The sequence below is a fragment of the Termitidicoccus mucosus genome, assembly GCF_038725785.1.
GTDB lineage: Bacteria > Verrucomicrobiota > Verrucomicrobiia > Opitutales > Opitutaceae > Termitidicoccus > Termitidicoccus mucosus.
The window spans coordinates 4,561,768-4,587,248 of record NZ_CP109796.1 but is presented as its reverse complement, the minus strand read 5'-3'; the positions used below and the strand labels follow the sequence as shown (position 1 = coordinate 4,587,248).

22 protein-coding genes are annotated in these 25,481 nt (G+C 54.7%); 4 read left to right on the top strand and 18 right to left on the bottom strand.

Going from position 1 to position 25,481, the window contains the following annotated elements; all coding sequences use genetic code 11:
- Positions 1–7: 7 nt before the first annotated feature.
- The 6 genes from OH491_RS15950 to OH491_RS15925 all read right to left on the bottom strand — a co-directional run bounded on the left by OH491_RS15950 (position 8) and on the right by OH491_RS15925 (position 9,465).
- A complete protein-coding gene (locus tag OH491_RS15950) occupies positions 8–1,081 on the bottom strand; it encodes an NAD-dependent epimerase/dehydratase family protein (RefSeq protein ID WP_068770573.1) in 1,074 nt (357 codons plus the stop codon).
- Positions 1,078–2,130 (bottom strand): NAD-dependent epimerase/dehydratase family protein, encoded by a 1,053-nt coding sequence (locus OH491_RS15945; protein WP_068770574.1) that lies wholly within the window; start codon positions 2,128–2,130, stop codon positions 1,078–1,080. The genes OH491_RS15950 and OH491_RS15945 overlap by 4 nt, the downstream gene beginning before the upstream one ends.
- Positions 2,131–2,223: 93 nt before the next feature.
- Positions 2,224–2,943: a class I SAM-dependent methyltransferase gene (locus OH491_RS15940; RefSeq protein ID WP_084442219.1), complete on the bottom strand. Its 720-nt coding sequence runs from the start codon at positions 2,941–2,943 to the stop codon at positions 2,224–2,226.
- 279 nt (positions 2,944–3,222) lie between these two features.
- Complete coding sequence (locus OH491_RS15935) at positions 3,223–4,824, bottom strand: hypothetical protein (protein ID WP_342750583.1); 1,602 nt, start codon at positions 4,822–4,824, stop codon at positions 3,223–3,225.
- Between the two features lie 20 nt (positions 4,825–4,844).
- Complete coding sequence (locus OH491_RS15930) at positions 4,845–7,946, bottom strand: glycosyltransferase (protein WP_342750582.1); 3,102 nt, start codon at positions 7,944–7,946, stop codon at positions 4,845–4,847.
- Between the two features lie 49 nt (positions 7,947–7,995).
- Positions 7,996–9,465, bottom strand: coding sequence for a class I SAM-dependent methyltransferase (locus tag OH491_RS15925; RefSeq protein WP_342750581.1), 1,470 nt, complete (start codon positions 9,463–9,465; stop codon positions 7,996–7,998).
- An 86-nt stretch (positions 9,466–9,551) separates the two neighbouring features.
- On the opposite strand from OH491_RS15925, the gene OH491_RS15920 reads away from it, so the two are divergent.
- Positions 9,552–9,743, top strand: a complete 192-nt coding sequence (locus tag OH491_RS15920) for a hypothetical protein (protein ID WP_145928813.1) — start codon at positions 9,552–9,554, stop codon at positions 9,741–9,743.
- Between the two features lie 89 nt (positions 9,744–9,832).
- Here OH491_RS15920 and OH491_RS15915 read toward each other — a convergent pair whose 3' ends face one another.
- From OH491_RS15915 to OH491_RS15875, 9 genes are all read right to left on the bottom strand, one after another.
- Positions 9,833–10,477, bottom strand: coding sequence for a class I SAM-dependent methyltransferase (locus OH491_RS15915; protein WP_068770577.1), 645 nt, complete (start codon positions 10,475–10,477; stop codon positions 9,833–9,835).
- 15 nt (positions 10,478–10,492) lie between these two features.
- On the bottom strand, positions 10,493–11,254 hold the full coding sequence (locus OH491_RS15910) for a TylF/MycF/NovP-related O-methyltransferase (RefSeq protein ID WP_068770578.1): 762 nt from the start codon (positions 11,252–11,254) through the stop codon (positions 10,493–10,495).
- Between the two features lie 12 nt (positions 11,255–11,266).
- Positions 11,267–12,721, bottom strand: coding sequence for an ABC transporter ATP-binding protein (locus OH491_RS15905; RefSeq protein ID WP_084442221.1), 1,455 nt, complete (start codon positions 12,719–12,721; stop codon positions 11,267–11,269).
- A 3-nt stretch (positions 12,722–12,724) separates the two neighbouring features.
- On the bottom strand, positions 12,725–13,525 hold the full coding sequence (locus OH491_RS15900) for an ABC transporter permease (protein WP_334319345.1): 801 nt from the start codon (positions 13,523–13,525) through the stop codon (positions 12,725–12,727).
- A gap of 161 nt (positions 13,526–13,686) precedes the next feature.
- A complete protein-coding gene (gene rfbA / locus OH491_RS15895; protein ID WP_068770580.1) occupies positions 13,687–14,607 on the bottom strand; it encodes a glucose-1-phosphate thymidylyltransferase RfbA in 921 nt (306 codons plus the stop codon).
- A 94-nt stretch (positions 14,608–14,701) separates the two neighbouring features.
- Positions 14,702–15,046 carry a four helix bundle protein gene (locus tag OH491_RS15890; RefSeq protein WP_084442222.1) on the bottom strand — a complete coding sequence of 115 codons (345 nt, stop codon included), beginning with the start codon at positions 15,044–15,046 and terminating at the stop codon, positions 14,702–14,704.
- A gap of 40 nt (positions 15,047–15,086) precedes the next feature.
- Positions 15,087–16,154: a dTDP-glucose 4,6-dehydratase gene (rfbB, locus tag OH491_RS15885; protein ID WP_068770582.1), complete on the bottom strand. Its 1,068-nt coding sequence runs from the start codon at positions 16,152–16,154 to the stop codon at positions 15,087–15,089.
- Between the two features lie 133 nt (positions 16,155–16,287).
- Positions 16,288–17,151: a sugar nucleotide-binding protein gene (locus OH491_RS15880; protein WP_068770583.1), complete on the bottom strand. Its 864-nt coding sequence runs from the start codon at positions 17,149–17,151 to the stop codon at positions 16,288–16,290.
- Between the two features lie 107 nt (positions 17,152–17,258).
- Entirely contained in the window at positions 17,259–17,789 is a 531-nt protein-coding gene (locus OH491_RS15875; RefSeq protein WP_068770584.1) for a GbsR/MarR family transcriptional regulator, read from the bottom strand.
- A 422-nt stretch (positions 17,790–18,211) separates the two neighbouring features.
- Between OH491_RS15875 and OH491_RS15870 the strand changes: the two genes are divergently transcribed.
- Positions 18,212–19,702 (top strand): succinate CoA transferase, encoded by a 1,491-nt coding sequence (locus OH491_RS15870; protein WP_068770585.1) that lies wholly within the window; start codon positions 18,212–18,214, stop codon positions 19,700–19,702.
- 254 nt (positions 19,703–19,956) lie between these two features.
- On the opposite strand, the gene OH491_RS15865 is transcribed toward OH491_RS15870, so the two are convergent.
- A complete protein-coding gene (locus OH491_RS15865; protein ID WP_068770586.1) occupies positions 19,957–20,412 on the bottom strand; it encodes a 6-pyruvoyl trahydropterin synthase family protein in 456 nt (151 codons plus the stop codon).
- A gap of 231 nt (positions 20,413–20,643) precedes the next feature.
- On the opposite strand from OH491_RS15865, the gene OH491_RS15860 reads away from it, so the two are divergent.
- Complete coding sequence (locus tag OH491_RS15860) at positions 20,644–21,360, top strand: tRNA-uridine aminocarboxypropyltransferase (RefSeq protein WP_068770587.1); 717 nt, start codon at positions 20,644–20,646, stop codon at positions 21,358–21,360.
- A gap of 101 nt (positions 21,361–21,461) precedes the next feature.
- Here the strand turns inward: OH491_RS15860 and OH491_RS15855 are convergent, their stop codons facing one another.
- Complete coding sequence (locus OH491_RS15855; RefSeq protein WP_334319346.1) at positions 21,462–22,244, bottom strand: hypothetical protein; 783 nt, start codon at positions 22,242–22,244, stop codon at positions 21,462–21,464.
- 141 nt (positions 22,245–22,385) lie between these two features.
- On the opposite strand from OH491_RS15855, the gene OH491_RS15850 reads away from it, so the two are divergent.
- A complete protein-coding gene (locus tag OH491_RS15850) occupies positions 22,386–23,246 on the top strand; it encodes a hypothetical protein (RefSeq protein ID WP_068771121.1) in 861 nt (286 codons plus the stop codon).
- Positions 23,247–23,384: 138 nt separating this feature from the next.
- On the opposite strand, the gene OH491_RS15845 is transcribed toward OH491_RS15850, so the two are convergent.
- Positions 23,385–25,478, bottom strand: a complete 2,094-nt coding sequence (locus tag OH491_RS15845) for a glycoside hydrolase family 88/105 protein (RefSeq protein WP_334319347.1) — start codon at positions 25,476–25,478, stop codon at positions 23,385–23,387.
- Positions 25,479–25,481: the final 3 nt, after the last annotated feature.

Below are 25,481 nucleotides of genomic sequence, written 5' to 3'. Positions count from 1 at the left end.
TGATGGGTTAAGGCGGTGCGGAGAGTTCGAGCCAGCCGGGATGCCTTTGGGCATGCTCGGCGATTTCGTCGAGGATGTCCTGCGCCGGGATCGCCGGCCTCCAGCTCCAGAGCCGGTCCGCCTTGGAGGAGTCGAGCACTATCCAGGGAATGTCAAAGGGGCGCGGCTTCGGGTCGGAAACGACGGGACGCGGGCCGAAACGCCGGTCGCACCAGCCGGTGAGCTGGCGCAGCGACATGGCGGAGGCCGCGCCTCCGCTGACATTAAGGATGCGGTCCTCGGCGGGCATGGCGGGCGCGGCAAACTGCTTTTCGAGCAGCGGGACCAGATCGCGCGGATGCAGGCAGTCGCGCACCTGATGGCCTTGTCCGTCGAAACCGATGTAACGCAGGGGCCAGCGACGCAGGTGGCTGTTGATCCAGTAGGCAAAGATGCCCTGGTCGGGCCGCCCAAACTGGCCCGCCCCGGCAAGGACTCCGCAACGGTTGATATAAACGGGGAAGCCAAAGGTCTCGCCGTATTCCAGCGCAAGCACCTCGCTGGCGAGTTTGGTCGCCCCGTAAAGGGAAACCGGCGCGGTGGTCGAAAAGCTTTCGCCAACGCCGGCCGCGGTCAGCCCGGAGGGCAGCGCCTGTGTGTCATCGGGGCGGAAGGCGTCAGCGCGTACGACCACGGGTAGGCCGGCGAGCGGCCCGATTTTATAGACCCGGCTGGTGCTCAGCAGGACGAAGCCGGCGCGGTGGCGTTTGCAGTACTCGAGGATATTGATGGTGCCGGAGAGGTTGTGCTCGACGAGTTGGCGCGCGCTGGTCTGGCCGTCGATGCCGGCCAGCACGCTGGGGTTGGCCGCCGCGTCGATGACCCACTCGGCGGCAGGCAGCGCGTCGATGTCGCTGGCCGCGCGCAGGTCGGCATGGACGATTTTTATGCCCAGTGCCTTGAGCGCGGCGCGGTTGGTTTCGCTGCCGGGACGGATGAAATTGTCGAAACCGCTGACGGAACAACCGCGCCTCGCTAGTTCGCGGGCGAGCGTGGCGCCGACAAAGCCGCAGATGCCGGAGATGAGGACGGTCGTTTTCATAGGCGCGCGCGATGGGCCTCGACGATCTGGCGGATGGTCTCGTCGAGGGAGACGGAAATGTCCCACGCGGGATAGTGGGCGCGCATCTTGCGCAGGTCGCTGTAGTAGCAGATGTGGTCGCCGGCGCGGTTTTGCTCCACGTAGGTGTGGATTTGTTTTCTGCCGCTGTGCTTTTCCACCAGCGCGAAGGCTTCGAGGATGGAGCATGAGTTGGCCTTGCCGCCGCCGATGTTGTAAACCTCGCCGGCCCGGGGCGCGGCGGCAAAGGCGGCCATGAAGCGGGCCACGTCGAGCGAGTGGATGTTGTCGCGCACCTGCTTGCCCTTGTATCCAAAGACCCGATACTCGCGGTCCTCGAGATTGCACTTCACGAGGTAGGAGAGGAAGCCGTGCAGTTCGACGCCTGAGTGGTTGGGGCCGGTCAGGCAGCCGCCGCGCAGGGCGCAGGCGGGCAGGTTGAAGTAGCGGCCGTATTCCTGCACCATGATGTCGGCGGCGACCTTCGAGGCGCCGAAGAGCGAGTGCTTCGACTGATCGATGGTGAAGGTCTCGGCGATGCCGTGCGCGCAGGCCGGATCGGCGTAGTCCCAGCGCGTGTCCAGCTCGGCGAGCGCGATGCGGTTGGGCGCGTCGCCGTAAACCTTGTTGGTGGACATGTGGATGAAGGGCGACTCGGGGCAGGCTTGGCGCGCCGCCTCCAGCAGGTTGAGCGTGCCCCCGGCGTTGGTGTCGAAGTCGTCGAAGGGAATCGCCGCGGCGCGGTCGTGCGAGGGCTGCGCGGCGGTGTGCACGATGACCGAGGGGCGAAGCTCCCGCACCAGCGCCAGCACGCCGGCCCGGTCGCGGATGTCCAGCTCATGATGCCGGAAACCGGGCAGCTCGCGCGCCAGCCGCGCCTGGTTCCAGCGCGTGTCGCCTTGCGGGCCGAAAAAAACGGCGCGCTGGTTGTTGTCCACGCCGTGGACGGCATAACCAAGTTCACGTGAAAAATAGGCGCAGACTTCGGAGCCGATGAGTCCGGATGAGCCGGTAACGAGCAGAGTCTTCATAAGTTAAAAAATTATCGTCTCTCAATACAGCCAATAGCTAGAGCCTTTGGACGTTTCTCAGAGTGGTTTCGGATTAGTTTTCATGCATGTAATTCACAACGTTATGCCTAAAAATATGCGCCGACGCCGCAGCACAAAGATGTTCTCATTGACTACGCTTTCCACATGTATGACACGAAACGGAGCAAGGCGCGTAATAGGTGCCAGCATGTCTTCAAAAGCAACCCGGTCCCAAGCGTGGAAATGAATGTCAAATTCCCTCCAATGAGTCGCATTCCAGCTTGCTTGACGTTCGATTTCTTCTTCCGAAAGAATCTCACCAGTCAGGTGCGGATGAACATAAGTGAGGTGCTCTCGATATGCATCCTTTGTCGTTGACTCCCCTCCGTCACTAAAATCAGCAAGCACATGCCTGACAGTGGTATTCGGTCGTCTTTTATCAAAGGTATGGCATCGATCAGGAACGACGAGGATGAAGACGCCTCCCGGGTGCAATACTCTAATGGCATGCACGATAGCACCAACAGGATCGCGAAGATGTTCGATAACATGCGCAGAAATTACAAAATCCAAGCTGCTGTCGCGAACACCAGCGAATGTTTGCGCATCAATAAAATCCGGTGTCACGACGTCAGTAGTTGAGAAGTAGGATGCAAGTCCGCTCTTATTCCGAATATCACCTTGGGCCGCGCGTGCGGACGGAGGCAATGGGAATGGGCGTGAACCCGCGCCGACCTCTATCCCTAGGCCCGAGATATAAGTTTCGGCCACCCGCATTCGTGCTGTCTGAACCTGTTTTTCCAAATAGTTCATAAAAAATTGCCAGTCGCTTAAAATCTTTTAACAGGACTCAAGTAGAGATGTTTTTGCATAAATACGGTAAAACGAGTTACGACTATCGAACTCGTGGCGGTGAAAGCCGAGCAATTGCCGCCCAAGTCGTGGACGGCGCAGCCAAGCTCTCGCGCAATAGGCGCAGACTTCGGAGCCAATGAGGCAGTGAAAGTCGAATTGTTTGGACATAAATAATTATTTATCAGTAATACATAATATAATTTAAATAAACCAATTAACTTTGCATACTCGCAATCATCAATCTTCTTCCCAATTTAGATGTTGGTCTTTCGAAAAATTTAAATGTTTAATTAAAATTGGCTCTAAATAACTAAGGCGATTCCCTTCAAATTCATAACATAAATACCTAGGCATTATAGGATTTGGGATCGCTTTTCCATTCTTAAGGCATTCGCGAATAATGGAAACTTGGTCTTGAATATATTTTGTTTGTGACGGCATGAGATCAGGCCATACCTTTGGAGCAATTTCTTTCCTAAACCCAATTGCGCCATAGGTACTGAATAATAATATTATGGCAGACATTACGAAAGCAGGAGTGCGATTGGTTAATGACGGCATGGAAACCAGCATGCCAGTCATAAAAATCAACAGGTAAAAATTTGAAAAGATGAGATATCTTGATCCGAAAAAATAACCAGAGAACGCATAGACATCGTCGTGCTGATGCCTGTATATGATACTGCACAAGTAAACTAAAAAAGAGATACCCGCAAACAAAATGCACACCATGGGGCCAGTTATAGTATCATTACGTGTTCGTAATAAGGCCAGCAATATACATAAGAAGATAACAATGAATGCCCAGCCATAAGGCCATTGAGCGGTAAAATAGTCAATGTGTGGATGCGGATATACCCAATGGCCCCAAATGGCCATCCCAGAAAATTGCAAGATGCCGATTAACAATCCTCCATATCTCACAATCTGGCTGGAAAATGAAATCGAATCAGGCTGTGAACTTGAGAGTGACAGTCCCCTGGTCATCATATAGATATGCAATAATGATAATATCGATAGAAATATTAATGGGAAAATAATATCTTTAATATTCACGAACTGTCTCTTGAAGATAAAAATAATGAGACATGCACCTAATCCCACGACAGTTGCGATCCCTATCCCATTTAAGTGGAGTGTGAGATAAGCATAAAGTGCAGCTAAATAGAGTGAATATCTTGAAGTATATGTGTAAATGTGGTTTAATAATTCATAAACAGATAGTGCAGCCAATGCGATTACTCCCATTTGCATTGCCATAAATGGCCAAGAGAAGTTTTCAAACATGATTGGCTGAACACAGAAAGCCCAAGCAAGGGAGAACGCTAGTATATTATGAGATGAATGAGGAAATATATTTATAAACACACGTTGTAACAGGAGTGCTATGGATGCACCCATGAATGAAATAATAGTAAGTTGTCTCAAGAACCAGAGTGATTCGTTATCAGTAAAGCAGCGGGATGTTAGAAATTCTCCAATCCAAGCAATAGGAATGTAGTGCCCACCGTACGAAAATAAACACATATGACGAATGGAATCTTTGTATGCAGAAGAATCAAACGAGGTTATAAGAATAAGCCCTGATTCAGCACGGAGAAATCTCATTGGGTTTCCGAAAAGCAGAAAGAAAATACCAAGTGTTATTGCGAAAATCACCCAGTATGCCAAAAATTTAACACCTTGTTTTTTATTATAATTATCAATGGTATTGAAAATAGAAACTTGGGCATGCATTATTTTTATTCCCTTGGGTCTAATACCCCGAAGCTTGCTTCGATTTGATGGATTGGAAGCGGATGCCATTAGGGTGACGAGTAGTGGATTGTGGTTTGTCAAATACCCCGTGGGATTTTTGCTTAGTTTCTTCCAGAAATTAGGCGATTGATGGTTGAAGACAGGTGTGAACCAAATCCTTTTAATGAAAACTCTCTTTCGTAAGTTATTCTAGCATTGACTCCTATGTCATGAAGTTGATTATTGTTTTCAATCACGTTCGTCAGGATTTGTCTCAACTCGTCAACATTCTCATTTCGAAAAACAAATCCGTTGATCCCATGGGTTATTGAGTTAGAAACACCGGTCCTGTCTGAAGAAATACATATCTTGGAATGCCGCATGCCTTGGATAAGGGTGAGCGGTCCGATGTCATCCCGGGACGGAGCCACCACAGCATCCGCCTCTAGTATCTCGGATTCAACATCCGTAACAGGAATTTGACCGGTATGTATAATTTCCGGGATAGGCTGTGACAATGCATCAAGTTCATCATAGAAAGCAGCAAGACTGTCGAATGAAAACCTCCCCCCAATAATCTTAAATCGCGCTAATTTTCTCAGTTGCTTAGGAATGTCTCTGATTGCCTTGACAAAGATGTCATGTCCTTTTCTTGGTTCTACTGAACCAATGATAAGAAATGTTATATAATCGTGAGGCCGCTTTTTATCATGTGATATCGGATCGTCAGGCAATCCATATTTTAACTCCTGCAATTTCACTTTCGGGGATATTCCCTTAAGAACGGGATCAGCATATTCAACATTATGAACATAGACCACTTTCGCCAATTCCAAGGCTTCCCTGATCCCCGGCAATTCGCCTTTCAAGCACTCAACCGCATGGGGACCTTCATGTATCCACCATAATATTGGTATTGCATGCTTGTGCATCTGTGTAATCAAGGGATAACTCAGGAGTGTGCTGGGTATGAGCAAATCGAAATTCTTGGCAAATCGTGCAAACAACCAATGCTGGCGAAAAACAGTCGCATCTACGATCACAGTGATGCCGGCATTTTCAAATTCTTTTCGTATTGGTCCATCTTCAGGGCTCACAACAACAGGGAAATTCCCTGATGCAAGGATTTCAATTGCGGCAAGCATCACAAGCCGGGGCGCCCCCGTCAATGACAATTGATGTGTGACCAGCAAGATATTCAGCTGTTTTTTCGGTGGCTTTGATGGTTGTGGAATAATCCGGTATTCCCAGTCAAAATCACGGTATAGTAGTTTCTTAGTATACTTATTAAAATAAGGATCATCCGAAAGGAATGGTCCCCATTTCTTCAGCAAGAATATGTCTGCCTTATCCTTGCCCGACTTAACTTCCCAAGAATGATTACCAACATGGACAAGGACGCTATAAGGAGTGTAGACGCAGCGATAACCTCCTTGAATAAGCTTAAAAGAAATATCCACGTCTGAATGACCGTTGGGCGTATTGAGCGAGTCAAATCCTCCGATTTCGGAAAAAATCTTTTTCTTTATGGCAAAGCAGGCTCCCGACAGAACAGAGACATTTCTTATCCAGTGTTGGAGATAAATAAACGGATGCCCATCGTCATTGGAGAACGTATGGCAGGCTGTTCCAACAAAGCCGGGGACTCCGGTGATCATGCCTGCATACTGGATCGTACCGTTTTCATATAATAATTTTGGTGAAATACCTCCTACACCGGGGATATGGATGAATTCAATCAGAGTGCCAAGCCAACCGCTGTCAGTGGGGTAAACATCGTCATTGAGAAAGACAAGGATATCCCCTATCGCATCATGTGCACCCTGATTACACTTGTCAGAGAAATTGAACGGCTTGTCATAGCGCGAGGTCCGGATCCTGTTGTTATAGGAATATTCTCCTTGGATATCGTCAGCAAGGGATGAATTGCATACCGCAATGATTTCATAATTTGAATATGATGTAGTACAGAGAATTTTATTAATGCTTTTTTTCAAGTTGGCATAAGAATCGGTTGGAATAATAATGGAGATTCGGTCCTTGCCACTTATATGTATCTTGGGGTAATTAAAACGCTCTGCAATAACGGTTGCTGGTATGTTTCTGCGGGCCATTGCATCGGCGAGAGCCCCAAGGTTCGAAATGCGGGCGAAGTCCTTGCCTCCATTTGCTCCGGAACCCTCAACTGCTCGCCATAAATACAATATTTTGGCGACATGCCGTATGCAAATGGCCTTTTCGCTGGCTCGCAAGGCCAGATCATAATCTTGGGAAAAATCATATTTCGATCTAAACCCACCCACCTTTTCAACCAAATTTTTTTTATACGCGGTCAAATGGCCGGTATACATGCAATTAAACAGCATCTCAGGGGACCAATCAGGTTTGAAAAAGAAATCAAAAAGTTCCCGTTTGTCACTATCATCGACCTTGCACTCATCAGTATATATGAAGTCTGCATCGGGATGCTCGTTTATTTCATTTACAATCCACAATAAGGAATCTGGTAATAATTCATCATCGTGATCAAGCAACACAACATACTGGCCGGAAGCCATTTTTAGCGCCCTATTTGACGCTGAAGAGATGCCGCCGTTTTGGGACGCCAAATGAACTCGGATACGCGAATCACTTTTGGCATAATCACTCAATATCCGGCGCGGCTCTTCGTTGAAAGAGCAATCATCGACTATGCAGAGTTCCCAGTTGGAATATAGTTGGGACTGCACAGATTTGAGCGCCAATTCAAGCCATCTTCCCGGAGTATTGAAAACAGGCATTATTATCGATAACAACGGGTTATATCTGAAGGTATTGATCTTGGCGCGGAGATCTGCTTCGCTGAAATCTTTTCGTTGCTCAGAAAAGATTTTCCAAGCACGTTGTTGCCAGTCGTCAGCTTGACGGGGATGGCATGGCATGGAAATAATAGCAGAAGCTATCAAAGGAGAACTCGGGATTTCAGAATAGGGAGCGAGATTAATGACAATATCCCGGCGTATTACGAATGTACCTTGGTCTGTTATAGCATAAATTTTTATCCAATAGATGGTCTTTCGCCGGAAGACTACCCGCCCGGTGATCCGCCAGCTATTGGCATTAGCAATTTGTGACGCATGAAGGATGGCCTTGCGGTTGCCTATTTTGCAGTATACTTCATGAACCCGATTGGTCTCAGCAAGATCAATGGCAGGAGTGTAAACGCCTGTGGCTACAATTAGCATAAAAAATTTAGTGAGATGGCATATTTGAGGGATGGCAACATGTTTCTATCTATGCGTCAGCAATTGAATCAAGACAGTGGAATGCATGCCACTGCCCACTCCAGGTGAGGCATTCGAGGTGTATACGTAATCGCTTTCCGATCGTAATTGAACAAGGAATGATAAATGCCAACGTTTGGCAATCGCCCGCACTTCCTGTTTCCAATGACAGCCATTCTCCTGGCCACATAAGACTTTTGCAGCGCGCCCGTACTGCGAGTATCTGTCGGCCACTTGCAATAAACAACTTGCCACTGATTTTTTCTATTACATGTTTTGTTATTGAAGGAGGATCCAAGCTGCAGTTTACGGATTCTGAGCCTTTAGCCTTAGAGGGCAGGATGCCTAGAATTTCAAAACGCAAACGAATAGCACGATTAATCCTTTGCAAATATGACCCTTGCTTGATCGGGTTGGCCTGCAATTGACTTGCGAGGAAAGAGAGCCGGGAATATCTAATAGCGAGACTATTAATTGATTGGTTCAGATTCTGGATATATTGTCGCTGTTCGTTAGTTTCATTGGTTAGTATTTGTATCTGCTTATCTTTGCGCTCAATTATGAACTGCGCTTGACGGATCTGATCCTGCTGTCGAGAGATTTGCTGTTCCAATCCGGCTATCTTGATCTCCGTGGACGTGAGCAAGGACTCAAAATTATGCACCAGATGATCATAATGGGTATCAATATTCCCCTGAATCTCAATCAGCCGTTGTCGTATAACTTCTAGTGATTTCTCTCTTTCCAGAAACGCGTTGCCTAAAATTTTCAGATTTGAAGTTTGGTCGAATATTGCCCTCAGAAAATCACCGATTTCCAAATCGCATCTCCCTTGAAATAATTTTTTGAAAAAGGGGCCGCCATCATTGCCATCCGACTTCCTTAAGACACCGAGCCCAAAGCAATGGGAAAAGGAAAAGCACTCATCATACCGCTTAGTGATTTCTTCCCAGAGCCGCCAAACACCAAAGTCATCGTTTCTTACTGCTATGTCGTGAAAAAGGATAATACCCCCGGGACGAACCTTGGAATACCAAGCATCAAAATCATGCCTTACGGCATCGTAGATATGAAGCCCATCAATATGCAATAGATCAATGGAGCCATCGTCATAACCTTGGACTGCCTCATCAAATGATTTCCTTAACAAGCTGGACATCTCAGGGTAATATTTCTTGCCATGGTCTTCTACAAATTGATATACTTCTTCCCCGTATTGTCCTGCTTGTGGGTCGCCGTGCCATGTGTCCACCGCATGGCATTGACAATCCAATTTCAACTCTAGGGCTGCTTGGCAAAAAGTAAAAAAAGAATCACCCCAATGAGTCCCCAGTTCGACGACTTGCCGTGGCCTGAGTGCATGTACCAAGGACGCCGCGAAAGGAAGGTGTCCCACCCAAGCAGATTTATCGGGCCGCATCAGGCGAGGAACAAATGCCAATCCGAAATTGATGCTAGATTCAGCATTGGGAGGATTCATGGTTTTGGTAGCCTCCAGTTGATATAGTTCGATTGCATACCTACATTCTTATTAAGTACGAATGATTTTAGTAAAATTTCAATATCATGGATTTCCTTCAACTGTTCTATATGCAGCAAAATTTTGATGCTCTCCATTATGATGAATGGAAAGCATCGGAAACCCGACTGGTCCACCAACAACGTAGAGAATTTGGACGCAGGGCAGAAGGTGCAAGCGACCATGTATCCGAGATTCCATTCTCGCTGTTCGGAAAGGAGATCGATGATACACACTGATAATTTTTTGCTATAAGATTCCATTGGTATAGAGGATACATTGTTCCAATATGCTCATTGAGATCTGAATTGCATAATCCGTCATCAATTCATTGGCCTCCAATCTGCGGCGCGGATTTTGCCAAAGTGCGTCCCTTCTCGAATACGCAAACAGAATCATAGAGATGCATACTCATGGTGCTCCGGGTGAAGTCCGTCGGCGCGAGCGCCCCCCGGGCATGGTCGGCATTCAACTCATCTACCAGTCCTTTTATCGTTTCGATAAAACTGCCCTCCCGCCTGAGACCACCTCCGTATTCGTCCCAATAGGCCGTGTGCAGGTCTTCCACCATGTAAACACCGACAGGAGATATACGTGGGTACAGAAAGTGAAAACTCGCATGAATATCATGCATCATGTGGCTTCCATCATCCAATACAATATCGGGGATTCCAAATTCATCAAATATGCTAGACAGGAAGGCATTGTCCGCCTGATCCCCTATCCTTACTGCAATCTGATCCTCTTCGAATTTCCTGCATTCCGGATTAATATCGAGCCCGACGATCTGGGCATGCGGTCCCAAGACGCTCTTCCATAGCTGCAGCGAGCCTCCTTGCCCACATCCGATTTCGATCAACAGGCACGGTCTGTTGATATATCTGGCAAAATGCACGTCATAAATTGGGAAGTAGTGCTTCCATTTATGTATGACGCGTTTTTCGTTGTGGATAAATGTGCTCCATGCGCTCATATGTGGCTCCTGTGTCTAGCGAGAAGTCTGCCAGTAAACTCCGGTCCAGTCGATCTGGACCAGCGAGGCAGTGATATTGTGACAGATGCGATAGTCCTCGGTCGCCTTCCGGCAGCCCTCCCATGAGTAATAATCATCAATGATGATGTAGCCACCGCGGGAAACGGCAGGGCCAAGCGCCTCCAACGCCTGAAACGTGGATTCATAGGTATCTCCATCGATGCGCACGAGGGCAAATTGATGCGTGGCCGCCAGTCCGGGCAATATGTCTGAAAACCAGCCTTTTATGAGTTGTGTATAAGGGAAACTCAATCCAAGCTGATCTAGATACACGGTCACCTCTTCCAGGGAATTCTTTTTCAGAATGTCCAAATTCTCGCATCCCACATGTGCAGCGTCGGCGGGATAAATGTCCGGCTTGGCGGGAGGAATGCCCTCAAAGGAATCTACCCCAAAAACTTTTCGGCGCGTGGTTCCAGTTATTTTTAGGATTCCCGCCATGAGGGCCACCACGCCACCTTTCCATATCCCGGCTTCGATGAAGTCGCCAGGCACATTGTCGGAGAGGCATTTCAGTGTGAGTTCCTCGACATTATTAAGGCGTTTTTCACCGACCATGCTAAGTGCCGGATGGTCAGGCCATACGGTGCCCTCGCGCAGATGAGGGCCATGATAATATACATTATTTAATATCATGGCCTTGAGCATGGCGAGGTAGGCTTTCTGGGCTGAATCAAGGCGGAGACCTCTTTTAAAAAAATCACCAAATAAACGCATGGGAATAAGTTTCTAGTTATGAATGGCCATATGTATCGACTGCATCGGTAATCCTATCAAGCCGCCCGAGGTGTGGCTGGACTGCGACTCGAATGCGAGCGCGTCGTGGAGCCAGTGCTGCTGAATATGATCGGACTCCTCGCCGGTGGCGATCGCTGCTGTGATCGTGTAGCTGCCTGTCGGAAGATAGGGCATCTGGAATTGGAACCGGGCTTCGATGGTTTGCCGGACAGAGACATGCAGCGATTCCTTAAGATACGTGATATAGGTATTGTCGCCAAATAGAATCTGTCCGTGTTTGTTTTTTAGAAAAAAACCAATAATGGGTCGGTCCAGCGGTGCGTGCGCGCTCGCCTTGATCTGAATAATCACAGATTCTCCACCGACACAGTATAACAGCGGAGATTCGGTTTCGGCATCCAGCAGGGCGACATTTTCGATGGTGGCATTGCCTGCGCCAAAAGCCTTGGAGTTGGCATCAAACTCGAATATCCTAATGTCATTCCGAAGGTTGGATTCGTTGAGGAATTTCAACCGCTGATCCTTTGTAACCACTTGGACATGTTTTTGGCGCGGACGGCTGGATTTGTCCTGAAACAGGACGACACCTTGTTTTTCGGCATAGGTGGCTTCCAGATACTTTTCCGCGATGTCCTTGGCACTGCCGGTTCCCTTGCTCTCGCCGCGGTGCAGCCAGAGCGCGCGCTGGCACAGGGCGGTGGCGGCGGAGGTGTCGTGGGTGACGAGGAGCAGGGTGCCGCGGCCTTGGAAATCATGGATAAAGCGCATGCATTTCTGCACAAAAAACACATCCCCCACGGCTAGAGCCTCGTCCACGATCAGGATGTCCGCGTCCACGTGCGCGATGACGGCGAAGGCGAGGCGCATCATCATGCCGCTGGAGTAGGTCTTGACCGGCTGGTCGATGAAGTCGCCGATGTCGGCAAAGGCCGCGATGTCGTCGAAGCGTTGCTCGGTCTGCGCACGGGTCAGTCCGAGGATGCTGGCGTTGAGAAACACGTTTTCCCGCCCGGTAAACTCGGGGTTGAAGCCGGAGCCGAGTTCCAGGAGCGCGGCCACGCGGCCGTTGACCTGAAGGCTGCCCATGGTGGGTTGGAGCGTGCCGGCGAGAATTTGCAGGAGGGTGCTTTTGCCGGAACCGTTGCGGCCGATGATGGCGACAGATTCGCCGCGGTGCACGGTCAGGCTCACGTCGTTGAGCGCATAGAAGTCACTGTAATAGGGGGTCGCGCGCGCGTCGCCGATGCGCCGGCGAAGAGCGGCCGGGTGCAATGGACGGGGAAGAATGCCGCCGAGCATCTGCAGAAGCGGATGTTTCAGGCGGGCGGCAGGATTGCGCCAGATGCGGTAGGCTTTCGAGATATGCTCGGCGCAGATCGCGATTTCCACGGCGGGCGGTGGTACCGCTGGCGAAACTTCGGGAATACTGGTGGTTGCGGCAATCATGGTTCACAGCACATCGGCAAAAGCGGGGCGGAGGCGACGGAAGCATTCGTAGCCGAGCAGGCAGGTGATGATGCCGACAACCCAGACATACACAAGCGAGGCCGCCGTGGGCGGGAGCTGCCAGAGCATGACCCGGCGTGCATCCTCGACGATGTGCAGCAATGGATTAAAGCGGAGAAAGGTCCAGATGAGCGGGCTTTTTTCGGGCACCATCGAGGCCGAATAAAACACCGCACTGCTATACAAAAGCACGAGCGAGAGCGCGCCGGTTAATTGGTTGATGTCGCGCAAAAACACGCCGAGCGCAGCCAATCCCCACGCGAGCCCGAGGGAAAGCAACAGCAGCGGCACGATCAACAGGGGAAGCCAGAGATTCTGCCAGGAGAAGCCGGGGCCCCAGACGACGAGTCCGACGAGGAAAAGCAACACGCTCACGGCCACGCGCCATGAGATCGCGCTGAACGCGGAGAGCGGCAGAAGATGGAGCGGGAAGACCACTTTTTTCACATAATTCGGCTGTGAAACGATAATCACCGGGGCGATGCCGAGCACCTCCGCGACAAAGCGATACAGTGTGAGGCTGAGAAACACGCCGAGCGCGTAATCGGCCGCGGTCTCGTTTTCGATCGCGCCATAACGTCCGCCGAAGATGGCGCCAAAAACCGTGGCATAGATGGCAAACTCCAGCAGCGGCGTGAGGATGGTCCACGCGACGCCGAGATGGCTGCCGCGATGGCGCACGGCGACCTCGCGGCAGGTGAACTGCCACCAAAGTTGAAAGTTGCTTTGCACGGGCTTGGCCATGGGTCGGAGGAGATGATTAACCGCGAAGGATGCGAAGGGCGCGAAGAAGGAAAAATTTATCTGATAGCGCATATCTGCTTATAATTGTTTTGGTCATGAATTTGGTAAGAGATATTTTATTGCTCTTCGTATCCTTGGCGTCCTTCGCGGTCACGTATGCTTTAATTGAGAAGTCCGCGCAGGTAGGCGGCGTAGGCGGACTTGCCGAGGCGGGCGATTTGGGCGGCGAGCGCGTCGTGGTCAATCCAGCCTTGGCGCCATGCGATCTCCTCGGGGCAGGAGATTTTCAAACCCTGGCGGTTTTCGATGACGGAGACAAACTGGGCCGCCTCAAGCAGCGAATCGTGCGTGCCGGTGTCGAGCCAGGCGGTGCCGCGCCCGAGGAGTTCGACACGCAGGGCTCCGCGTTCGAGATAGAGGCGGTTGAGGTCGGTGATTTCGAGCTCGCCCCGCGCGGAGGGTTTGAGCGAGCGGGCGAGCGGCACGACGCCGGCATCGTAGAAATACAGGCCGGGCACGGCGTAGTTTGACTTCGGGGCGGCGGGTTTCTCCTCAAGCGAAAGGACGCGTCCGTCGGGGGCGAACTCGACGACGCCGTAGGCGCTTGGGTCGGAGACGTGATAGCCGAAAATCGTCGCGCCCTCGATGCGTGCGGCAACGGACTGAAGGGACTTGGCGAGTTCGTGTCCGTAGAAAAGGTTGTCGCCGAGCACGAGCGCGGCCGGTTCATCGCGCAGGAAACCGCAATCGGCGGCGATGGTGAAGGCCTGGGCCAGGCCGTCGGGGCTGGGTTGCTCGGCATAGCTGAAGGCGAGCCCGAATTGCGAACCGGCGCCGAGGAGTTGTTTGAACAGCGGCAGGTCCTGCGGGGTGGAGATGACCAGTATTTCGCGGATGCCGGCGAACATGAGCACGGACAGCGGATAATAGATCATCGGCTTGTCATAAACCGGCATGAGCTGCTTGGAGACCGCAATGGTGAGGGGATAGAGCCGGGTCCCCGAGCCGCCAGCCAGCACAATGCCCTTTCTGGGCGTTGTGCTGGCAGTTGAAGTTGGAAGTTTAAGTTGAAGGTTCGGCATGGAGCTTCGCTCGCTGTTTAAGGGATGCTGCGCATCAGATTAAGGTGAAAGTTTAAGTGAGTGGGTTGGAGGGCATGGAGCTTAATCCTAAACTTCACATTAAACTATTATAAAGACCATGAAGCATGCGGGATATCTCGCGGAGTTCCTGGAGAATGCGCTGGCTGTTGGCAGCATTGATGTAAGCGAGGGCTTCGGCACGCATGACTTGGGAACGTGCTTCCCCGGCGGAGCCTTTGGCATAGCCGATAAACTGACGATATTCCGCCTTGCCTGGACGTTCCGCCCCTTCGGCAATGTTGTCCGGAATACTATTGGCTGACCGGGTGATCTGGTCTTTGAACCCCCAGTCGCGACATTGCTCAAGCAAGCGATATATTTCGATGCTTAAAGCGTGGCTACGCCTCCAAACTTCAAGTTGTTCAAACGTATCGTTCATATTGCTGCCTCAAACTTAAACTTAAACTTTAAACTTAAACTCAACCGGCAACGCCCAGGCGTTGCCGGTTGTATTTTTTCGCGGTGATCTCGCCGGCCCAGGCGCGGTTGGCGAGATACCAATCCACCGTTTTTTCAAGGCCGGTGGCAAACGTCTCCCTTGGCTGCCAGCCGAGTTCTCGCCGGATTTTTTCGCAGTCGATCGCATAGCGCCGGTCATGCCCGGGGCGGTCGGCCACATGGGTGATCTGTTCCGCGTAGGATTTGCCGCCGGGTCGCGGGCATTTGCGATCGAGGAGCGCGCAGATGCTTTTGACAATGTTTATATTCGGCTGCTCGTTGAGGCCTCCAATGTTATAGGTTTCACCCGTGCGGCCTTTTTGCAGGACAAGCCAGATGGCGGCCGCATGATCCTCCACATACAGCCAGTCGCGGATCTGCATGCCGTCGCCATAGACAGGAAGCGGTTTCCCGTCGAGCGCGTTGAGGATCATCAGGGGAATGAGTTTTTCGGGGAAATGATACGGTCCGTAATTGTTGGAGCAGTTGGTCGTGAGCACCGGCAGGCCATAGGTGTGATGATAGGCGCGGACGAGGTGGTCGCTGGCGGCCTTGCTGGCGGAATAGGGGGAGTTGGGCGCGCAGGGCGTCTCCTCGGTGAACGCGGGATCGCCGGGCACGAGGGTGCCGTAAACTTCGTCGGTGGAGACGTGCAGGAAGCGGAACCCGGCACGGCGGGACGCAGGCAGCGCGTTCCAGTGGCGACGCGCGGCGTTGAGCAGGCGGAGCGTGCCGACGACATTGGTCTGTATAAAAGGCTCCGGGCTGTCGATGGAGCGATCGACGTGGCTTTCGGCCGCGAAGTTTATCACCGCGTCGACTTCGTGTTCCTCCAGCAGGTGAGAAATGAGCTTTTCGTCGGCGATGCTGCCGTGCGCAAAGTGATAGCGCGGGTCGGCGTCGGGGCCGGACAGGTTGGCGGGATTGCCGGCGTAGGTGAGCGCGTCGAGATTGACGAGCCTGCGCAGCGGCGATCCGGCCTCCGCCAGACGCTGCCGGATAAAATTGCTGCCGATAAAACCACAACCGCCTGTAACGAGTATGTTCATGTGGAAAATAATTTTATGAACCGCTAAAATCGCGAAAAGACACGAAAAAATAAATGAGGCGAATCGGACGACTGCTGTTTTTGGGAGGCAATGGGATTGTTTTAGTGATATTTCGCGCCTTTCGCGGTTGATTTTATTTCCAGCTTTTCAGCGCTTCGCGCAGGGCGTCGCGGACGGGCGTCATCCAGATGCCGACGGCGGCGAGCTTGGCCGAGGACATGATGCAATTTGAACGCGGTGTCTTGGCGGCGATTTGCATGAACTCATTCTCATCGGCGAAGAACCGGTATTCTTTAGGGCAAACGCCGCTCTCGCGGATGAGGCCGACCACCTCGCGGGTCGTGATGTGCCCGGGATTGGTGACATTGTATGTGCCGAACGGGATGCGCTTTTCCCGGCAGGCGAACGTGGCGGCGGCAAATTCATGGAGCTGCGAGATGGAATTGGCCGCCTCGAGCAGACGCTCGTAGCGCATCAGCTTGGTGAGATAATTGCGCGGGTTGTTTATATTATCAAAGGGGATGCGAAGGCGCCAGATATATACATTCGGACGGCCCGCGAGCACCTCCTCGCCGAGCGCCTTGGTGCCGGAATAGAAGCTGCAGTTGTTCTGGCGAAAGGTGAAATTGGGCGCGTCGTCCTCCGTGAAGCCGGAGTCGTCCGCGCGCGCGCCGGTGTAGATGCAGCCGGACGAAACGTGGCCCCAGGGCACGCCAGCGGCCTCGCAGGCATCGGCGATGCGGCCGGGGAGAACGGCGTTGCCGAAAAGACATTCGGCCTTGTGGAGCTCGCAGGCATCGACGTTCGGCTTGCCGGTGTAGCCGGCGGCGTTGATGAGAAAATCCGGGCGGTCGGCCTTGAGCGCGGCCGCGAGCGTGGCGGCATCCGTATAATCAAGCTCCGCGCGCCGCAGATTCTTGAAAGGAATCCCCTTGGTTGCGAGGAGTTGCTGGTAGGCCTGGCCGACATAACCGGAGCCGCCGAGTAGGTAGATCATAGTTAATATAATGAAATGGTGTTATTAATGATTAACCGCGAAGGACGCAAAGGATGCGAAGAAGACAAACAGGGGAAGGCGTGATGAACGCTTGGAAACGGTTAAAATCATGTGGTGAGGGTCTTCAGCACGGCCATGAGCGGGGCGGCTTTTTTCTGCCAACGCTGAAGTTTGTCGAAACGCTGGATGAGGTGCGGGTTGCCCGTCCCGGCCACCGCAGCGGTGAGCGCGCTGCGCTGGCGGCCAAGCTCCTCCAGTTGCGGAAAGACGCGGACGTTCAGGAATTGCTTCACCAGCACGCCGAGGTCGCTCTGCATCTGAAAATGCTCCCGGCGGTTCGCAATGCTGTGCACCGACTTGATCGCGCCGATGTCGAGCAGGGCTTTCAGCCCCTGCCCCGCCCCGCTGCGACTGATGCCAAGCCGGGCCACAAGGTCATCCGCGTTGACCGGCTCGCCCGACAGAAACACCACGCCGAAGATCTCGCCCACGGAGCGGGGATAGCCCAATTGCGTGGCAACCCTCACCCAATAGGCGATGATTTCACGCTCAAGCTCCGACAACTGCGTCAGGTTGGACGAGGCAGCCGCAGCCGAATCCACGGTCGAATTTGTCTCGGAGGCTTGGGCATTCATCATCCAGAGATTACAGGAATTTTTGTAATAAACGCAAGTGGCTTCTCTATTTTTTCTGGTTATCGACCTGTGTCGAGTAACGCAGTGAACTTGGCCAGCCGCCCTTCCCTCTTGGATGGATCATGGAAGGAACCCAAAGGGTGCGGCGTTGATGAGCCCGATTTTTGTTTTTTCTTCGCGCCCTTCGTATCCTTCGCGGTCAAAATCTGGCATCAACCGGTGCCGGCAAGAGAATGACAGTGATTACTTGCACAACACCAACCTAATGCGTATCATAATTTAATTTACTAATTCCCCCGCCAATCCGACTGCTCTTCAATTTAAACCGATTCTTGATATTTTCAAAAATCCGCCTGCGTCCCATATATCGTGCATTTGTGCGCGAGGGGACTCGGGCCATTTATTTTCATTAACGCAATAGCTTTATGTCCAACGCATTCCCAGTCCTTACCGCGGCCGAGGCCGCAGCACTCATTAACCACGGGAGCACCATCGGTGTCAGTGGTTTCACGCCTGCCGGCGCGGCGAAAGTGGTGCCGAAAGCCCTTGCCGCCCGTGCCCGTTCGGAGCATGAGGCTGGACGCGAATTCAAGGTCGCCATCATTTCCGGCGCCTCGACCGGCGATTCGCTGGACGGCGAACTGGCCCGCGCCGACGCCATTTCCTGGCGCACCCCTTACCAGAGCAACAAGTCACTCCGCGAAAGCATCAACGCCGGACGCATCCACTTCTTCGACATGCACTTGTCACATCTCGCGCAACAGGTGCGACGCGGTTTTCTTGGCAAGATCGACTGGGCCATCGTCGAGGCCTGCGACATCACGCCGGAGGGTGAAATCGTGCTCAGCACCTCGGTCGGCACCTCGCCCACCTTCCTCCGCCAGGCCGAACGCGTCATCATCGAACTCAACCGCTACCACTCGCCCAAACTCCGCGGCTTCCACGACATCTACGAGCCCCTCGACCCGCCTTTCCGCAAGGTCATCCCACTGGAAAACTGCACCGACCGCATCGGCTCGCCCGTGGTCAAGATCGACCCGAAAAAAATCGTCGCCGTCGTCGAGAACAACAAACCCGACGAGGTCGGCGGCTTCGACCCGGCGGACGAATTGACCAACAAAATCGGCGCCAACGTCGCCGAATTCATCGCCAATGAGATCGCCGTCGGCCGCATCCCGCGCGAGTTTCTCCCGCTCCAGTCCGGCGTGGGCAACATCGCCAACGCCGTGCTCGGCGCGCTCGGCGCGAACCCCGACATCCCGGATTTCCAGATGTTTTCCGAGGTCATCCAGGATTCCGTCATCGGGCTCATCCGCTCGGGCAAATGCAAGTTCGCCACCGGCACCTCGCTCACCATCGCGCCCGCCCTGCTCCAGAGCATCTACGCGGACCTCGAGTTTTTCCGCCCGCGCCTCCTGCTCCGCCCGCAGGAAATCACCAACAATCCCGAGATGGTGCGCCGTCTGGGCATCATCACGGTGAACACGGCCATCGAGGTGGACATCTTCGGCAACGTGAACTCCACGCACATCATGGGCACCGGCCTGATGAACGGCATCGGCGGCTCGGGCGACTTCACGCGCAACGCCTACATCTCGATCTTCACCTGTCCGTCCACCGCGAAGGGCAACAAGATCAGCACCATCGTTCCCTTCGCGAGCCACCTCGACCACAGCGAGCACTCCGTGGCCGTGCTCATCACCGAGCAGGGCGTGGCCGACCTGCGCGGCAAATCGCCCGCCGAGCGCTCCCGCGAAATCATCAACAAGTGCGCGCATCCCGATTTCCGCGAACCGCTCACGCGCTACTACGAATCGACCAAGAAAGGCCACACGCACGCCTCGCTGGCGCACGCGTTTTCGTTCCACCAGCAATTCATGGCCACCGGCGACATGCACGGCGCGCATGTCGCATAAGACCGGTTGCCAATAGAACCCCGCTTTGTGGCAAATGGACGGCCTCCGTGCCGTCCATTTGCCCGGAGACGAACGGCACGGAGGCCGTTCCCCTCCAAGGCGCGCTCTTGTGCCGCCCTGCCGGGTCGAGTGGCACAGGCGACTCGCCCGTGCGACGGCGCTCCGCGCCGCCATCCCCAAAAAACATGGGCGGGGACGCCCATGCCACGCAACCCGCCGCCTTCCACTGCGCCGCTAGATGTTCGCAACCGGCATCACTCCGAATACTCGGCCCAAGTCGAACTGGTTTCGGTGACGCGCACGCGCTCCACGCGCACGCCGGAGGCCACGGGATAACGCGCACCTTTCGCCGCCGACGCCTCCGCCAGGCGCGCGCGCACCTCGTCGAAGATGGCCTTCGCCATCCGCTCGCTCGTCGGATCGGTCTTCTCGAAGGGAATGATGCGCGAGCCGTAGGTTTTCTGATAAAACCCGAAATTCGGATCGGCGGTGTTGAGGCAGAGCGCATGGTCCCATGATTCGAGAAACGCGCCGAGCGATTCCTTGATGGCCTTGAAATCGCATACCATGTCGTTGGAATCGAGCGAGTCGGCGGCGAGCACGATCTCGACCATGCGGCTGTGCCCGTGCGGGAAGCGGCAGTTGTCGGGATGCTTGGAAAGGATGTGACCGTTTTCGATCTCGAAGATTTTGCTGATGCGATACGGCATGGCGAAAAAAAGGTTCTGGCTGGCGGATGCGTGTTCTGTCCAAACCCAAAGCCCAAAAACCACCGCGCCGCAAGCGCGGGGTGCGGGTTAATCATCGTTCTCGTTCTTGTTCTCTTGCTCGTTCTTGTTTTCGAAACCTCCCGATTTCAGAAAAGAGAATGAGAACGAGCAAGAGAACGAGAACGATGTCATTGCCAATGCCCTCCTTTGCGACGCACACTCGGTCCTCCCATGTCACGCGAGATGTGCTACCGCTGCTTCTGGCCGAAGGCGCTCTGCTGGTGCCCGTCGATCGAACCGATGGAAACCCGCACGCGTTTCGCGCTGCTCATGCACCCGAAGGAATTCAAGGAGGAGAAAGCCGGCACGGGACGGCTCACGCACCTCTGCCTCGCGAACAGCGAAATCCACATGGGCATCGGCTTCGATGACCACGCGGCCGTGCAGGCGCTCATCCATGACCCGCGGTTTTTCCCGGTGCTGCTTTATCCGGGAGCGTCCGCCATCAACCTGTCCGCGCCTGCGCCCGCGCTCACTTCCGATGTGCTCGCGGGCCGGAGGCTGCTCGTGTTTTTGCTCGATGCCACCTGGTCGTGCGCGCGCAAGATGCTCCGCCTCTCGCCCTCGCTGCAACGCCTGCCGCGCATCATGTTCACGCCGACCGCGCCGAGCCGTTTCGTGATCAAGCAACAGCCGCAGGCCGGCTGCCTTTCCACGCTCGAGGCGACCCATGAGCTGCTGCTGACGCTGGAACGCGCCGGACTCGATGCGTATCCGCAGCCGGAGCAACTGCTCGGATTGTTCCGGCGCATGCAGGATTACCAGATCCGTTGCGCCAGCGACCCGGCGCTCGGGGGTTATCGCCGCCGCGCCTACAGCGCGGTCGCCACGCGCCAGCCGTCGCGACGGCGGCAGTTCCTGAAAACGCCGGGGGTCGCGCCTTCGTAGGGCCTGACCTTGCGTCAGGCCGCGGGCGAGTGCCCGGCGATGGAATACCCCGGCCACTCGGAGCGTTGTTTTTCCGGCCCGGCCCGACGCAAGGTCGGGCCCTACAACAGCCCCGCCAGCGCCCGACTCTTGCTGAGGACGAAGACGCGGCGGACCTCGGCAAACGCGTCGATCAGCTCCGACGGCGATCCCGCGCGCGGAAACACCATCGCCAGCTCGCCGCCGTCAAACTCCACCTCGGCCGTGACACCCTCCACGCGCAGCGTGCAACAGCGGCAGTCCGACGGATAATCCACCTTCAGCCGCGCCGTGCCGCACACCGCGCCGCCGGTCGCCTCATCGCCGGATTCGTCCTCGCCGAGGCCCTCCACCGCGTCGATGACCGACTCGACCGACGCGCCTTTTTTCAATCCGAAAACAATGCGCTCAAACATGCCCGCAAACAGCGCGTCAAACGCCGCCGCCCGCGCCACGTCCGCCCCGCGCAGGCCGTGCAGCGTGCGCGTGAGCACCCACTCATCGGGCGCGTCCTCGTCGAGCGTGTAGTCCCATTCGAGCGTAAAGTCGCGCGCCGTCAGCACGGCGGACGGGCTCGCCACGTCGAGCGAAAGCTCGCGGCGTTTATAGCCGAGCGCGGCGCGGGTTTTCTGGAAAAACGCCTCGCATTCCTCCGCCAGCTCCTCCGCGCAGAGTTTTCCGAGGAACGCCGTGGTGGCCGCGTTGACCGCATCGGGGAGCGAGTGGTGTTTTTTGTTAAAGCCGCCCAGCGCCTTCACCAACCCGCGCGTGCGCCCGGCCAGCCGGACGTGCCGGATGAAAGCGGAGGCATCGGCGGCGGCGGTTTCATGGGAGGCGGGCATGCGGCGTCCACGCAAGCTACTCATGCCGATAAGTGAAAGCGTAAAAAAGGAATGGGGCCGTTAAACGCTTGAAAGCCGGGCATGCGCTGGTTCGAGTGCTGGTCCCGGCCGGGCGGCGCATGGCGCGCAGCCGCCGGGGCAAACCTCCACCAACTGCAAACCGCAATGAAATCCCCTCAATCCCGCTCCGTGCCCAAACCCGCCCTCCGCGCTTCCCTGTGCGCGATGGCATTTTTCCTCGCGACGACCGCCGCCTCCGCCTTCCAGTGGAGCGACACGTTTATCGGTTATCGCTGGGGAACCGATTACCGCGAACCGGCCAACTCCAGGAAGATCGCCAAGAACATCGTCCAGTTCCAGCACGTCAACGGCTACGCCTACGGCAGCAACTTCCTGAACATCGACGCGCTGCTTTCCAACGGCGACGATCCCGCAAACGGCGGCGGCGGTGGCGCCACGGAATTTTACTGTGTGTTCCGTTCCACGCTCAGTTACGAAAAAGTGTTCAAGAAAGACCTCCAGTGGAAATTTATCCGCGACATCGGACTCACCGGCGGTTTTGACCTGAATACAAAAAACGATGAGTTTGCCTCCAAGGTGCAAGAACTCTATGTCGGCCCTACGATCGAACTCGATGTTCCCGGCTTTCTTAATGTCAGCTTCCTGCTCTCCAAGGAAAACAACCACAACGGTTTTGCCGGAAAAGACGTTTATTTTGATCCGACCTACTGCATCTCGCTTTCCTGGGGCATTCCAATCGGAAAAGCTTTTGTATTCAAAGGATTCGCCAACTTCATCGGCAGCAAGGGCAAGGACGGCTTCGGTGCTGAGACCGCGCCCGAAACGCTCATCGAGGCCGCGCTGATGGTTGATCCGTTCTTCAAGAAAGAGTCGCTGAAAGGCCGCCTCTTTGTCGGCGTCGGCTACCAATATTGGAATAACAAGTTCGGCAACGATAACTCGCATGATCCGACCGGCGGCAGCAAAGCCTCGCTCCCGCAGCTCCAGGTCGAGTTCCATTTCTAAAGCGCAAACTGTGAATCTGTGGACAGTTTAGTGCTTCGGTTTTTTAATCGCGGAAGCACGGAAGGACGGAAACGCTGAAAAAAGGGATGGAATTGTTTTGCTTCCGTGTTTCCTTAATTCCGTGCTTCCGCGATTAAATCAATGGTTCGTTTTTAGAAAACCCTCCAGCCGCATGATTTCGACTCCCGCGAGCAGCACGATGCCTATGCCGTGGGTGTCGTTCGTGCGCCACGGGAGGTCGTTTTTATAGTATTCGGCCTGGAAAGAAAAACCCGACCCGACACAGACGCCATGGACGTTGCCGTCGCGGTCAACACCCACCTTTGTGATGCCGCGCCAGCCTTTGCGCGCGGCGCTCGAATACTTTCCGGGATCCCCATACCAGCCGTGCCGCGCGCCGCACGAAAAGGCATAGGTGAACATCGCCGTGCAGGAAGTCTCGGGATAGGATTCGTGGTCCGTCAGCACCTGGTGCCACATGCCCGCGCCGTCCTGGCGCGCCAGCGCGCCGTCGCTCAACGCGCGGAAAAACTCCAGCAACCCCGGGCGCAGGCGGTGCTTTTCCGGCAGCACCATCAGCAATTCCGCGAGTGAAAAAAGCACCCAGCCGTTGCCGCGCCCCCAAGGGATCCGCGTTGCCGCGCCCCGGTTGAAGTCGAAGACATGCGACATGAGCCGCAACTCCGGGATATAAAGGCGCTTCTTGAATTTCAAAAACTGCCCCGCGGCGTCATCCAGGTGCTTTTTATCCGTGAGTCTGGAATAACGGCAAAGGAACGGCACGCTCATGTATAAATCGTCCGCCCACATTGTGTTATTGTCGAAAACATGCATCTGCTCCTTGCGGAAAAACGCCCCGTCGGGCAGGCGCGCCTGGCGCTTGCAGATGTGATTGGCCGCGAAATCGGCGATTGCCCTGTAGTTTTTCAGCACGCCGTCCCTGGCTATTTCCAGCATGGCCGAGCCTGCCGAGCCGCAGTCGTCAAGCGAATCAATCGAGGTCAGCAAATTCAGCACATTGGTCGGCCCGCCATATTCGGACCGGTCCCACATGGCGTAGTCGAACAGGTCGCAGCAATTCTGCATATGGCCTGTCGCATACTGGCAAATCTCCGGCAGACCGAGTTGCCTGCCGGATTGCATGAGTCCGTAAAGCGTGACACCGAGCGGATAATTCCACCTGCCGTAGAGCTCCGCCTCCGCATAAAGGCGCACCCATGTGCCGGGCAGATCAAGGCGCCAATAAATTTTTTCTCCATCCAATCCGGCGTGGATTTCCTTGAGGTTTGTTATTTCTTTATAATCAACGATGGCGCCCGCCCGGAGCGGTCCAAGCCACAGCCAGCGCTCGTCGGTGCCGGCCACACCGACCGGATTTATAAACTCAAGTGGCACTCGGCCCTTTAATATGGAAAGCTCGCAATCCCAGTTTGCCCCGGCGTTTTGGGCATGGACAACTATGTCGTGCGTGCCGTCGGGGACGACCACTTTTGTCTCAAACGCCCCCGGCTTTGCCAACGTGAGAACGTTTTCCCCGCCGATGCGAATGGCGAGCCCGGCATGGCGCGCGCGACCTTTTACTATATACTGGGAGTTTCCGCCCGCGCCCGCGAACCGCGCGCGCGTCCAGCCGATGGCCGCGCTGCCGCGCTTGTTTCCAAACATGCGCGCAAGCCGACCCTGCGCGCGCTGCTTCGCATCCCAGCGCGCCTCCGGCAGCCAGCGCATGCCGGTGGATTCCGGCGTGTCTTCCCGCGAGGGCAGCCTCGCGAGCGGCTCCGCTCGCGGCTCTGTGTAGAGCCAGCCCTCCTGCCCGTCTCTCGCCGGGTCGGGCAGCAAAAAATAATAGGGCAGCTTGCCGAGCCATGTGCCGAAAATCCCGCCAAAGGCGCAGGCGGTCTTGCGGAACCGAAGGACAACATGATTCCACCCCGCCTCCAAGGCGAGGCTGACACGCGCGCGCTTGTCGAAATCGCGCTCCTGGTGGATGTCCGAGCGAAATATCTGCCTCCCGTTGCAGTAAATGACGACGGGGCTCAGGCAGTTGACATCGAAGGGAAGCGCGCCGCCGCTTTGGCTCCAGATTTTTCCCCATGTATAAACAAGCTCGCCAATCTTGGCGTGAGGGAAGAGCTTGTCGAAATCCACCGAGTAACGGTAATCCCGCCCGCGCACGATGCCGTCGCGGTAAAACGCGCGGCACAGCGGCGGCTGCGGGGGATTGCCGTCCATGTA